General features: G+C 61.7%; 14 protein-coding genes and 1 tRNA gene. 3 read left to right on the top strand and 12 right to left on the bottom strand.

Features of this window, described 5'->3' with window-relative positions; translation table 11 throughout:
• Nucleotides 1-229: 229 nt before the first annotated feature.
• Complete coding sequence (locus QMX78_RS08820; RefSeq protein WP_282268526.1) at nt 230-634, bottom strand: hypothetical protein; 405 nt, start codon at nt 632-634, stop codon at nt 230-232.
• A gap of 308 nt (nt 635-942) precedes the next feature.
• On the opposite strand from QMX78_RS08820, the gene QMX78_RS08825 reads away from it, so the two are divergent.
• Nucleotides 943-1,626 carry a hypothetical protein gene (locus QMX78_RS08825; protein ID WP_282268528.1) on the top strand — a complete coding sequence of 228 codons (684 nt, stop codon included), beginning with the start codon at nt 943-945 and terminating at the stop codon, nt 1,624-1,626.
• A gap of 215 nt (nt 1,627-1,841) precedes the next feature.
• A complete protein-coding gene (locus QMX78_RS08830) occupies nt 1,842-2,108 on the top strand; it encodes a hypothetical protein (RefSeq protein ID WP_282268530.1) in 267 nt (88 codons plus the stop codon).
• Here the strand turns inward: QMX78_RS08830 and QMX78_RS08835 are convergent.
• The 7 genes from QMX78_RS08835 to QMX78_RS08865 form a co-directional block, all read right to left on the bottom strand.
• Nucleotides 2,067-3,194 carry a hypothetical protein gene (locus QMX78_RS08835; RefSeq protein ID WP_282268533.1) on the bottom strand — a complete coding sequence of 376 codons (1,128 nt, stop codon included), beginning with the start codon at nt 3,192-3,194 and terminating at the stop codon, nt 2,067-2,069. The genes QMX78_RS08830 and QMX78_RS08835 overlap by 42 nt on opposite strands.
• Nucleotides 3,191-3,691, bottom strand: a complete 501-nt coding sequence (locus tag QMX78_RS08840) for a DUF4365 domain-containing protein (RefSeq protein ID WP_282268535.1) — start codon at nt 3,689-3,691, stop codon at nt 3,191-3,193. The genes QMX78_RS08835 and QMX78_RS08840 overlap by 4 nt, the downstream gene beginning before the upstream one ends.
• Before the next feature lie 712 nt (nt 3,692-4,403).
• A tRNA-Val gene (locus QMX78_RS08845) sits at nt 4,404-4,478 on the bottom strand.
• Nucleotides 4,479-4,541: 63 nt separating this feature from the next.
• Nucleotides 4,542-4,895 carry a PilZ domain-containing protein gene (locus QMX78_RS08850; RefSeq protein ID WP_282268537.1) on the bottom strand — a complete coding sequence of 118 codons (354 nt, stop codon included), beginning with the start codon at nt 4,893-4,895 and terminating at the stop codon, nt 4,542-4,544.
• Nucleotides 4,892-5,851 carry a DNA polymerase III subunit delta' gene (locus QMX78_RS08855; protein WP_282268539.1) on the bottom strand — a complete coding sequence of 320 codons (960 nt, stop codon included), beginning with the start codon at nt 5,849-5,851 and terminating at the stop codon, nt 4,892-4,894. Before QMX78_RS08855 ends, QMX78_RS08850 begins: the two co-directional genes overlap by 4 nt.
• 34 nt (nt 5,852-5,885) lie before the next feature.
• Entirely contained in the window at nt 5,886-6,944 is a 1,059-nt protein-coding gene (mltG, locus tag QMX78_RS08860) for an endolytic transglycosylase MltG (protein ID WP_282268541.1), read from the bottom strand.
• Between the two features lie 72 nt (nt 6,945-7,016).
• Nucleotides 7,017-8,369 (bottom strand): aminodeoxychorismate synthase component I, encoded by a 1,353-nt coding sequence (locus QMX78_RS08865; RefSeq protein WP_282268543.1) that lies wholly within the window; start codon nt 8,367-8,369, stop codon nt 7,017-7,019.
• A 21-nt stretch (nt 8,370-8,390) separates the two neighbouring features.
• Between QMX78_RS08865 and QMX78_RS08870 the strand changes: the two genes are divergently transcribed.
• Entirely contained in the window at nt 8,391-8,792 is a 402-nt protein-coding gene (locus tag QMX78_RS08870) for a hypothetical protein (RefSeq protein ID WP_282268544.1), read from the top strand.
• Here QMX78_RS08870 and fabF read toward each other — a convergent pair.
• The 4 genes from fabF to fabD form a co-directional block, all read right to left on the bottom strand.
• Nucleotides 8,789-10,051: a beta-ketoacyl-ACP synthase II gene (gene fabF / locus QMX78_RS08875; protein WP_282268546.1), complete on the bottom strand. Its 1,263-nt coding sequence runs from the start codon at nt 10,049-10,051 to the stop codon at nt 8,789-8,791. The two genes, QMX78_RS08870 and fabF, sit on opposite strands and share 4 nt — an antisense overlap.
• 123 nt (nt 10,052-10,174) lie before the next feature.
• Nucleotides 10,175-10,414, bottom strand: a complete 240-nt coding sequence (acpP, locus tag QMX78_RS08880; RefSeq protein ID WP_054659808.1) for an acyl carrier protein — start codon at nt 10,412-10,414, stop codon at nt 10,175-10,177.
• Nucleotides 10,415-10,565: 151 nt separating this feature from the next.
• A complete protein-coding gene (fabG, locus tag QMX78_RS08885) occupies nt 10,566-11,309 on the bottom strand; it encodes a 3-oxoacyl-ACP reductase FabG (protein WP_282268552.1) in 744 nt (247 codons plus the stop codon).
• Between the two features lie 85 nt (nt 11,310-11,394).
• Nucleotides 11,395-12,339 (bottom strand): ACP S-malonyltransferase, encoded by a 945-nt coding sequence (fabD, locus tag QMX78_RS08890; protein ID WP_282268553.1) that lies wholly within the window; start codon nt 12,337-12,339, stop codon nt 11,395-11,397.
• Nucleotides 12,340-12,491 lie beyond the last annotated feature (152 nt).

The raw sequence follows: 12,491 nt of genomic DNA on the forward strand, positions 1-12,491 counted from the left end.
TCATTTAGACGAGCCAGCGAAGCAGACAGTCAGATAACCGCCGCAGTCAGGCATCAACGTAGCCCGGGTAAGCGAAGCGCACCCGGGGCCGTCCGCGAGCAACCTGAAACACCAAGAGACCCAACCTCCCGGGTGCGCTGCGCTTACCCAGGCTACACAACGACCTGACGCAGCCAATAGATTTCAAGCCGCACAGCCCGCCACCGGAACATAGTGGCGCGGCCGTATTTCAGTGAATATTCGGCCCTTCAATCCCGCTCTCCAACCAAGCCTCAACCTGCGGCAACAACGCCACAACCGAAGCCGCCAACTGGTCGTATTGGTTCTGCTCGCTGCCGAACCCCTTGAACGAGAAACCGCGGAAGTCCTTGTGCTGTTCCGTATCGATCAAGCGCTTCCTGAGCAGCGGGTCCGTCTCGAACACCCGTTTCGGCGCTTCTCCCGAATCAGGGTCAACCCAAGTCGCCGGAACGCGACTGAACTCCAGGATGAAGCTACCGCCATACGTCCAGTACTGGATCGATAAGAAGTCGCGGTGAGCTTCACTGGTGCGGACGAAGTTTGCTACGCCGCTGACGCCGAAGCCGAGCCGGCGGATCTCTGGCAGCAGGATCTTCTTGATTGAGGCGGCCATCAGTTGGCCAGGAGTCTTCACAAATGCACATCCCAGAATGAAACAAGTCGCCATCAGACCTCAATACAAGAGCCTCCGCTAGCAAAAACCTGACTCTGCCCCCTGTTCTCTGTACTGACCCCTGTTCTCTGTAGCGGGTGGGCGCAGATTCGGTTCCTCGCAGCGCAGGCAGCTGACAGCCCCCCCGGCCAACACCAGAAGTCACATACCCCTGAGGCAGTGTGGCCAAGCGCCGGGCATGTAGCCCACTTTTCCACGAGGCTGCGGCCTAAACTTCAGCCGACATCAACAGGGGAGTGGCACGATCCATGAAGGAACCGATTACCGCACGAGATTTGTTCATCATCAGCACGCTGTGCACCGGCTTTGGCGTGCTTCTGGCCTGGGGCTTGTTCTACCGTTGGGCATCTTCCCCTCAAATTAAAGATCTTGATATCTCTGCGTGGGTTCAAGCCTTCGGCACGATCATCGCTATCGGTATTGCTATTGCGGTACCGCATCAGGTCTACGCCAAAGAACGCTCCGAACGGATGGCGCAGGATCAGCGCATCCGAACTGAACGCGACGAACGCGACAGACTTGAAACCAAAGCCATCGCTGCTGAACTTTTGCCCGTTGCGCGTCGCTTCAGGAGTGAGGTGCAAGGCATGATTTCGGATATCGTGGATGAACAATTCGAGTACTACAGCGAGGTCCCATGCAATGACCTTCAGTCCGCAGTGGACGAGCTGCGAAGCTGGTCCCCAAAAGTTGTGAAGGCTGCCGACACAGGTGAGCTGGCCCTCAATGCAATCGCTTATGCAGAATCCGCGCTCTCTGCGCTTTCTGACTGGGAATTCTATGAGCACCAAACCAATGATGGCGTTATCGAGGACTTGGAGAGAGGCATCTACGAGGTCTTTCCTGAGCCAGATGCTCCGATGCCCATTCTTCGAAATTGCTTGAAATCTATCGATGAGTGCATCGGCCGTATGAACGCGATGTTTGGTTAGTGCGCACTTCACGCCCCCCTCCGATTCGCCCCATCCTTCGCCCCGAACTCGGCGCGCGCCTACCCCGAACCCAGTCCAGCAAGCCGGGACCATTCATTGAGCAACCCGGAGGATGAGTGCAGGATCATCAGATTTCCACCGCTGGCTTTCGCCGCTTGGTGATGCTGCTCAACGCAGGCTGAGCCCCTGTCCTGCCCTCGCCAACTGACGGCATCATGCTGACCAGGCCGGCAGGCTTTGGGCGGGCCAAGACCGCGTTCGTATTCGACAACGGCACCACGGTGCTGGACGCACCAGATGGCGGCGAGATCCGCATCAAGAGCTACGATGAAGACGACGCACTGTTGGCACACCAGAGGCAGGCCAAGTCGCCGATCATCAGCCCGGGCCGACCCGCCCACATCAAGCAGGGGGCAACATGGCGAACTGTGGTGCGCCGTTTAAAGAAGTGCTTCGTCGGGATTGACGAATCCGAAATTTGATGGATTCAGCAGCACAGATCCTCTTGGTTTTACATGGAGGTCACCGGAGCAGCGAACCATGCGCTTGTTGTCATGAGCTGAGATGCCAAGATGGTAATCATGGGGTCCCAATTCGATATTTACAGATCGCTCTACACCTTCAACAAACGCCTCCAAAGTGATCTTTCCATGCTCGTCCTGAGTAGGACGCGAAAGGTGCTTCACAAAACCTTCAACGACTCGATTTCTCAACACATAATCGTCCCTGAAGTATTCGATCGCAGCCTGAAGCCCGGCAATCCGATCTTGTTCAAATGAGAAAGAACATGTCCGCCTAGGGAAAAGCCCTCCCTGTGGCACAGACAGCGACAACTCAAAGCTACGAGACCTTGATTGCCCGCTAAATCCAAGTAAGGAATCACACATATTTATGCTGGCACCAGCTTTCACAGCCTGCTCCAGCAGAATCGCATTACGCGAAACCTCTCCTTGAGATGCCCCTGTAGCCGTATGCAGCGCCTCCACTCCCGCGACCAAGTTCTGAAAGAGCACGCTTGCGATACCTTCATCACTGGCTACTTCTGAAAGATCGAACTCCTTGGCTGGCGCGACGACGTTGATTACATAACTACCAAACTCGGTCTGCCCCAGTTGCACGGAGTCGATGTACTCACGCATCTCGTCAGCCAACCTGCCTTGGAAGTGTCTCTTCTTCGCAGTCAGTGACATAGCTGCTGCCACCAGTAGGTCTTTTGCCTTTTGTATTAAGACAATTCCATCCCGCAGGGGTATCAGCCCTTCCGAGGTATCTTCCCCTTTCACCCGAACCGTCAGCAAGCCCGCACCCGCGTTTACGATATCCCTTCGAATGCTCTCGCGATCACGCCCCTCGAACTCTTGGAGATCAAACAAAGCATCCAGCATCCGTGCGTAGTAGTCACGCAGGGTGAAAGACGGAACGCTGATCTCAGCAAGCGAATCATCGACCCGGTGCCAAATGGAAGCGCGACCATCCAGAACCATATCCTTGACCCATCCCTTCTGAGTCAGATATGTAGCCAACTCATCCGCCCCGAAGCCTAGCTTGTCGGTTTGCGACTGGCTCATAGAGATTCGCTCCTGGAGGCCGCTTTAATCATGTCCTCTAGAGTGGACGTTCGCAGCCGATTCTTGAGCGGCACATGAACCGTTACAGACGTCGTATTGGGGCTCTTCGGATAACCCCTTAGCGACATCCAATAGCACTCATGAGACAACGTCATGCAATCGCCAGAATGATCTAGCCACTTGCCTGTGTCTCGAGGAACGACCAAGACGGCCAGATAGCGAGGGGACAGCAAATCTTCTGCACGTAGATCATCGTAGTTCTTGATCCCTAGCGGGAACGCAAGCGAGTCACCCGTGACCAGATCCCTGAACGTGCACTTGAGCTGAAATTCGATCTGCGGATTGCGGATCTTTCCTCCCACAATTCCTCGAGCTTTCAATCGAAGATCAACACTGTCGTCATCTACCACGTCTTGCCCAGAGTTAAGCCCCGCATGAGCAGCCAATGCCCCCACGAACGCTCGCTGGAACTGTTCTTTCTGAACTTCCGGATCCATGGCCCCCCCGCCCAACTTCCTAGACGTCCTTTGAGGATGATAGCTGGCGCGGAGTCCCGGAAACTAGGCTTGATTGGCTGCTAGAAAAATTCAGCGTACCCCAAAGGGCACCTACTCCGTGTAACTCCTGTGTAACCATGCCGGAAAAACCCGGCGTTACACTGGCAAAGCAGGAACCACAGGGCTTGCTCCAGATGCACAAAAGCCCCTGAAATAAGGGGATTTTCTATTTATTGACAACTGGCGGAAAGCCTACTGGACTGGATTATGAGTCCGTTGGCTGTCCATAAGCTGCATCACCATTTGGCAGTGCGATGTCTACGATCAGTAGCCGATCATTGATCTGGCAAGTTCGTGCCCACGACGCACTGCCTCATCGTACGTAGGCCAACTGTGGTCGCTGTCCTCCTTGGGAGGCAGACCGTCCACGAGTACGTCGACCGTGAACGCGGCTCCATCCCAATCCAGCACGCGAACTTCGTAGGATCGGCCGTTATGTTCACCATGTTCACTACGAATTGTCGTCGTGCTTTTCATCCATGAGTGCCTTGGCGAATTTCGGACCGAGCCTACTACACGGACACAAGGCCTGTCCGCGCGCTGGAATGATCTCGGCATCAACCGCCGAAGAGCCGGCGTTCTTTTTGCAGGAACTTTGCAGGACAACAAAAAACCGGCTTTCGCCGGTTCTTCTGCAACACTCAAATTTTGATGGTGGGCGGTACAGGGATCGAACCTGTGACCCTTGCCGTGTGAAGGCAATGCTCTACCGCTGAGCTAACCGCCCGTGTTGCGAGCCGCTCATTATAGGGGGCTGAGCGAGCACGTCAACATCTTTCTTCACACGATTTCACATCGTCTGCGTGGGCTTGTCCGAGCTGGATGTGCCGGCCAGCAGGGTCTCGATCTTGTTGCGGATGGCCTCGCCGTCGGCGCCGTCGGCGAGCTGCACGCCGATGCCGGCCTGGCGGTTGCCCTGTGCGCCCAGCGGGGTGACCCAGACCACCTTGCCGGCCACCGGCAGGCGCTCACTGGAGTCCGGCAGGGTCAGCAGCAGGAACACCTCGTCGCCGAGGAAGTAGCGCTTGGGCGTGGGCACGAAGACGCCACCGTTCTTCACGAACGGCATGTAGGCGCCGTACAGCGCTGCCTTGTCCTTTACCGCCAGCGAAAGGATGCCCTGGCGGGCGTTCGTCGCACTCATCGATTTGTCCCCTTGGATTGCACTTGGTTGGCCGCGCCCCATGCCAGCAGCAGCTCCACCACGGCCAGGTCGGCGCGGATGGTGGTGCGCAGCAGGTCGCGGGTGCGATTGGCGGCATCAAACCAGGCGGCCAGCTTGTTCAATCGGGCCGGATCGGTCAAGCCGTCGGCCGCTTTCTTCAGTGCCAGGTCGGCGGCATGCCGCAGGCGCAGGTCGGCGTTGTCGTCGCCGGTCCAGCGCTGGGCCAGCTCGACGCTGCCCAACTTGCCGGCCAGCAGCTGCTCCAGCTCGCTGGCCACCTGCCGGCGCAGGGCCATCCCCTCGCCTTGCAGCCATTGGTCAGCCAACGCCGGGTGGCCACGGGTGGCGTCCAGTGCTTCACGCGCCACGCCTTCGGTATAGCCACGCGACTGCAGCCAGGCCATGGCTTCCTCACGCGGCGGCATGCGGAACTCCAGGCGCTGGCAGCGACTGCGGATGGTCTGTGGTAGGCGCGCAGGGTCAGCGCTGAGCAGCCACAGGTAGCGGCCCGGCGACGGCTCTTCCAGCGTCTTCAACAAGGCATTGCAGGCGGCGCGGTTGATGGCGTCGGCCGGATCGACGATGACCACCTGGGCCACGCCGTAATGCGGGGTCAGTGCCAGCTTCTGCGAGATCTCGCGCACCTGTTCGATGACGATCTCGGTGCGCAGCTTGTCGCCGGTCTTGTTGGGGATGAAGCTGGTGAACTGCAGGTCCGGATGGGTGCCGGCGGCGATCAACTGGGCGTTGCGCTGGCGTGCCGCCGCGTCCTCGCCATGGTTGAGCACATGCGCGGCCAGCCGCATCGCCACCGCACGCTTGCCCATGCCGGCCGGGCCACACAGCAACAAGCCGTGGCCGAGTCGGCCCACGTCCAGCGCAGCCACGGTCTGGTCATAGACGCGCTGCTGCCACGGGGCCAGTGCTTCGCTCATCGGGGCATCCTGTACGTCATTCGGGTCATGCCGCTCATTGCGCTGCGGCCTCGCTGCGTTTGGCACGCAGGCGCTTCAGGTACTCGGCCACGGCGCTGTTGTGATCGGTATAGGACGCGGAGAACACGTGCGCACCACTGCCATCGCCGACGGCCACGAAGTACAGCGCATCGCCCGGTGCCGGCTTGGCGGCGGCATGCAGCGCGTCGCGGCCGGGCATGGCGATCGGCGTCGGCGTGAGGCCGGCGCGCGTATAGGTGTTGTACGGCGTGTCGGTGGTCAGGTGCACCTTGCGGATATTGCCGTCGTAGGCGCTGCCGATGCCGTAGATCACGGTCGGGTCGGTCTGCAGGCGCATGCCCATCTTCAGGCGGCGCGCGAACACCCCGGCAATCTGCGGGCGCTCGCTGGCAAGGCCGGTTTCCTTCTCGATGATGGAAGCCAGGATCAGCAGCTCGTAGGGCGACTTCAGCGGCAGATCATCGCTGCGCTCAGCCCAGGCAGCATCCAGTTCCTTCTCCATCGCCGCGTGGGCGCGCTTGAGCACGTCCACATCGCTGTCGCCACGCTGGTAGATGTAGGTTTCCGGCAGGAAGCGGCCTTCCGGGTGCTGGTCGGCAAAACCAATCCTGGCCATCAGCTCGGTGTCGGACAGGTCGGTGGTTTCGTGCTGCAGCGGCTGTGCACGCGCCAGGGCGGAACGCAGCTGGCGGATGTTCCAGCCTTCGACGATGGTGACGCGGTATTGCAGCACCTTGCCCTGACGCATGTTCAGCAGCAGCTGGCGCGGCGTGAGTGCCGGGTCGAGGGCGTATTCGCCGATCTTCAGCTTGCCGGCGGCGTCGAGCTGGCGGGCCAGCAGCTGCCATTGCAGGTCGTCGCCTTCGTCGACGCCGGCCGCGCGCAGCTTGCGCAGCACGCTGTTGAGCGAATCACCTGAGGCAATACTGACGCTCTGCTCGGACGGGGTCAGCGGCGCATCGGCAAAGCTGCCCTGCCGCTGCCACAACCAGGCCGCACCTGCGCCTGCCAAGGCGACCAGCAGCAACAACACCGCCAGCACCAACAGACATCCGCGCTTGGCACCCGCCATGGTCACCCCGTCTTCAAATAGTGGATGCGCAGGATACCGCGCTGGCGGCAAGGCCAGCCAAAACGGCGTTCATCATTGTGGATCGAGCGCACGCAACAGCCCGCGCGCCTTGGCCCGGGTTTCGTCCAGCTCCTTGTCCGCCACCGAATCCACCACGATGCCGGCGCCGGTGCGGAAGCTGGCCGTGCTGCCCTGCACTTCCGCGGTCCGGATCAGGATGTTCAGGTCCATGTCGCCATCACGGTTCAGCCAGCCGAAGGCGCCGGTATAGGCACCACGGGCGGTCTGTTCCAGCTCGGCGATGATCTCCATGCAACGCACCTTGGGGCAGCCGGTGATGGTGCCGCCGGGGAACGTGGCGGCAATCACTTCGCCCGGGGTCACGTCCGGGCGCAGGCGCGCGCGCACGTTGCTGACGATGTGGTGCACGTGGGCGTAGCTCTCCACGATCATCAGTTCATCGACCTCAACGCTGCCGGGCGCGGCGATGCGGCCCAGGTCGTTGCGCTCCAGGTCGATCAGCATCACGTGCTCGGCGCGCTCCTTGGGATGGCCGACCAGCTCCTGGATGCGGGCGGCATCGTCGTCGCCTGCGAAGCGCGGGCGGGTGCCGGCAATCGGGCGGGTCTGCACTACATCACCGCTGACCGAGACCAGGCGCTCCGGCGAGGAACTGACCACGGCGCGGCCGGCGGCGGTGAACAGGCCCGCGAACGGTGCGGGGTTGGCGGTGCGCAGGCGCGCGTACAGCGCTTCGGGCGCGAGTTGCGCGTCGAACTGCGCTTGCCAGCGGCGTGACAGGTTTACCTGGAAGACGTCACCGGCGTGCAGGTAATCGATGACCTTGTGCACACCATCGGTGAAGCGTTCGCCTGCGTCTTCGTTGATGGTTGTTGGGCCATTCCAGTGCGGCAAGGCAGGTAGCTGTGCGGCTTCGGTCTGATCGTGCTGGAGCTGGCTGAGCAGGTCTGCCGCGTCGTCTTCGGCGATGGCGATGCAGCGGCCGCTGTCGCGCTCGCGCAGTACCGCTGCTGGGCAGCGCAGTGCGATTGCGGTTGGCAGGCCGTCACTGCGCTGTGGCAGCTGCAGGATCGGTTCGACTTGCTGTGCGAGTTCGTAATCGAGCAGCAAGGCCCAGCCGCCGCGGAACGGGATGTCCGCTTCCATCGGGTTGCGGGCTTGGCGCAGGGATTGCCAGTCGCGGTCAAGTGCGGAAAGGAAGTCGCCTTCGACTGCACTGCCGTCTTCGCGTTGCAGGCTGCCGTCGGGGTTGAGCAGGAGCTGGCTGCCATTGGCGATCAGCAGCATGTCCCACTGGCCGAGCTTGCCGGCGGCGGTGGATTCAAGCAGGACCGGATAGCGATGCGGTGCGAGCCGATGCAGCGCCAGCAGGTCGGTGTCGGCGTGCAGGGGGAGGATGTGCATCGTGGGCCCGAGATGTCAGAAATGCAGGCTGTTCCCTTCTCCCGCCTGCGGGAGAAGGTGCCCGAAGGGCGGATGAGGGGAGCTCTTAAAGCTTTTGGAGCTTTAAAGCTGCCCTCACCCCAACCCCTCTCCCGCTTGCGGGAGAGGGGCTTTGAGCAAAGCTTCAAGCAAAGCAACAGCCAGAAGCTTCAAGCAAAAGCGACACGCAAAAGCTTCAAGCAACAAGCAACAAGCAACAAGCAACAAGCAACAAGCAACAAGCAGCAGCTTCAAGCAAAGCGACGAGCGGGAGCTTCAAGCCAAGCTACAAGCACAAGCTTCAAGCAACAGCTTCAAGCAACAGCTTCGAGCAAAGCGACGAACAGGAGCTTCAAGCAAAAAAAACGGGCAGGAGCTTCAAGCATCGCTCCAAAACCGCGTTAAATCCGCTTGAACACCAGCGTGCCGTTGGTTCCGCCGAAGCCAAAGCCGTTCGACATCACCACGTCGACGTCGGCCTTGCGGGCCACGTTCGGTACGTAGTCCAGGTCGCAGCCTTCGCTCGGGTTTTCCAGGTTGATCGTCGGCGGGATGACGCCGGTGTTCAACGCCATCACCGAGAAGATCGCTTCCACGCCGCCCGCTGCACCCAGCAGGTGGCCGGTCATCGACTTGGTCGAGCTGACCAGCATCTTGTAGGCGTGCTCGCCGAAGGCGGTCTTCATCGCCATGGTCTCGCCCAGGTCGCCCAGCGGCGTGGAGGTGCCGTGTGCGTTGAGGTAGCCCACCTGCTCCGGGGTGACGCCTGCGTCCTTCATCGCCGCGACCATGCAGCGGGCGGCGCCTTCGCCGTTCTCGCTCGGTGCGGTCATGTGGTACGCGTCGGAGCTTGCGCCGAAGCCGGCCAGCTCACAGTAGATCTTCGCGCCGCGCGCCTTGGCGTGCTCGTACTCTTCCAGGATCAGGATGCCGGCACCATCGCCCAGCACGAAACCGTCACGGCCCTGGTCCCACGGACGCGAGGCCTTGGTCGGGTCGTCGTTGCGGGTGGACATGGCCTTCATCGCGCAGAAGCCGCCCAGTGCGGTCGGCGAGGAGCCACGCTCGGCGCCACCGGCGACCATCACGTCGGCATCGCCGTACTGGATCATGCGCATCGCCGTACCGATGGAATGGTTGGACGTGGCGCAGGCCGACACTGCCGAGAACGACGGACCCTTCAGCCCGGCGATGATGCTCAGCTGGCCCGGCAACATGTTGATGATGGTCTTGGGCACGTAGAACGGCGAGATCTTCTTGCCTTCGTGGAACTCGATGGTCTGCTCTTCGATGCCGAGCAGGCCGCCGATGCCGGCACCGACGATGGCGCCAATGCGCTCAGCGTTGGCATCGGTGATTTCCAGGCCGGAGTCGTGCAGCGCCATGAAGGCGGCACCCAGGCCGTAATGGATGAACGGGTCCATCTTCTTGGCATCCTTGCCACTGACCCGATACTTGCCGAACAAGGGGTTGTCGGCGGTGATGTCGAAATCCCTGACCTCACCTGCAATCTTGGTGGTGAAACGTTCCAGATAGTTATCTGCAACATTCGTCAGCGGGCCGATGCCCGAACGGCCGTTGATGATGCCTTCCCAACTGCTGGCCAGATCATTGCCCAGCGGCGACACCATGCCCATGCCGGTAACAACTACGCGACGACTCATTGCGGATTCTCCTGGCCCCGCACGCGGGGAGATTCAAGCTTAAAAGCACGGGGCCGCATCAGCGGCCCCATGGGTTTGCAACGCGGCAGACAGGCTTGCCGACCGCGCCTTGTCAGACCTGGATCAGGCCTTGACGTGTGCCTTGACGTAGTCGATGGCAGCCTGGACGGTGCCGATCTTCTCAGCTTCTTCGTCCGGGATTTCGCACTCGAACTCTTCTTCCAGCGCCATCACCAGCTCGACGGTGTCCAGCGAGTCTGCGCCCAGGTCATCGACGAACGATGCGCTGGTGGTGACTTCTTCTTCCTTGACGCCAAGCTGCTCAACAACAATCTTCTTGACGCGTTCTTCGATGGTGCTCATTAGGATATCGCTCCAGATGGAGTAGTGGTTCAAAAGACGCCAGCCCCCAGGGCTGGCCGTGGGATAGTGTAGTGGAAACCGTAGCGGCGGTGTTTCTGAACAAAAAAGCCGCGACAATCAACCACTTGGGTGCATTCCCTGCACACCACGCTTACGGCATGTACAAACCGCCGTTCACGTGAAGGGTTTCGCCGGTGATGTAACTGGCCGACGGACCGGCCAGGAACGCCACCGCCTTGGCGATGTCTGCGGGCTCGCCGAGGCGGCCCAACGCGACCTGGCCGAGCATCGCCGACTTGGCGTCCTCGGGCAGATCCTTGGTCATGTCCGTGTCGATGAAGCCCGGTGCGACCACGTTGACGGTCACGCCGCGGCTGCCGATTTCCTTGGCCAGCGACTTGGAGAACGCAATGATGCCAGCCTTGGCAGCGGCATAGTTGGCCTGGCCGGCATTGCCGATGACGCCGATAACGGAAGCGATGTTGATGATGCGGCCCTTGCGCGCCTTCATCATGCCGCGCATCACCGCCTTGGAGGTGCGGTAAACGCTGGTCAGGTTGGTGTCGAGGATGGCCTGCCAGTCCTCGTCCTTCATGCGCATCAGCAAGTTGTCGCGGGTGATGCCAGCATTGTTGACCAGGATGCTGATGGCACCGAATTCCTTGCTCACCGCGTCGATCAGCGCATCCACCGCGCCCGGCTCGGTCACGTTCAGTGCGCGGCCGTGGCCGCCAACTGCGGCCAGACGCGTGCCGATGGCGGCAGCGCCGTTGTCGGTGGTGGCGGTGCCGATGACGGTCGCGCCCAGCGCGGCCAGTTCGTCGGCAATGGCAGCACCGATACCGCGGCTTGCGCCGGTGACCAGCGCGATTTCACCCTGCAATGGCTTGCTCATATCTGTTCCTTGTATGCATGGCACCGCGCACGCGCAGCACCCATCATGACCGTGCGCAGGCTGCGCCCGCGCAGCGATCGCTTGCTCAGTTGGCCCACTCTTCCAGCGCACCGGCAAAGTCTGCCGGGGTGGCGAGCGGACGCCCTTCGATGTTCTTGTCGATGCGCTTGACCAGACCGGTCAGCACCTTGCCCGGGCCGCATTCGGCCACGCGGCTGACACCACGTGCAGCCAGCGCCTGCACGCAGCCGGTCCATTGCACCGGCTGGTACAGCTGCTGCACCAGCGCCTGACGGATGGCGTCCACGCCCTCATGCACCTGTGCGTCGACGTTCTGCACCACCGGCAACGCCGGCTGCTGCCACGCCAGACCATTCATCACCGCAGCCAGACGATTGGCGGCTTCGCGCATCAGCGGCGTGTGCGACGGCACGCTGACGGCCAGCTTCACCGCCTTGCGCACGCCCTTCTCGGCCAGCAGCGCGAGGGCGCGGTCGACCGCGGCAGCGTCGCCGCCGATCACGATCTGGCCGGGCGAATTGAAGTTGGCCGGCACCACCACCTGGCTGCCAGCGGCTTCGGCACAAACGTCCAGCACCAGCGCGTCTTCGGCGCCGAGTACGGCGGCCATTGCGCCAACGCCGGTCGGGGCAGCGTCCTGCATCAGCTGGCCACGCAGGCGCACCAGATGTGCGCCGTCGTGCAGCGTCAGCGCGCCAGCAGCGACCAGCGCGGTGTATTCGCCAAGGCTGTGGCCGGCCAGCACGGCAGGCTGTGCGCCGCCCTGTGCATTCCACAGGCGCCACACCGCGATGCTGGCGGCCAGCAGCGCCGGCTGGGTGAATTCAGTGCGATTGAGCTGCTCTTCCGGGCCGCCCTGCGACAACGCCCACAGGTCGACACCCGCGCCTTCGGAGGCCTCGGCGAAGGTTTCACGGATCTGCGGATGCAATTCAGCCAGTTCGGCCAACATCCCAATGGATTGCGAGCCCTGGCCGGGGAATACGAAAGCGAGTCGGGAATCAGTCACGCGGTCTTCTGCTGCTTCAATCGAAGGCCGGAATAATAAGCGCGAAAGCGCCCGCCCGTCTGTACTGGCGCGTATGCAGCAACGCGGCCCCGTAGTGGGGGGCCCCGGGGGGGGCAGCCCGGGGGGGTTTGTGGGTTGGGGGGGGGGGGGGG

The sequence above is a fragment of the Stenotrophomonas sp. PS02298 genome (genome assembly GCF_029959445.1).
Taxonomy (GTDB): Bacteria; Pseudomonadota; Gammaproteobacteria; order Xanthomonadales; family Xanthomonadaceae; genus Stenotrophomonas.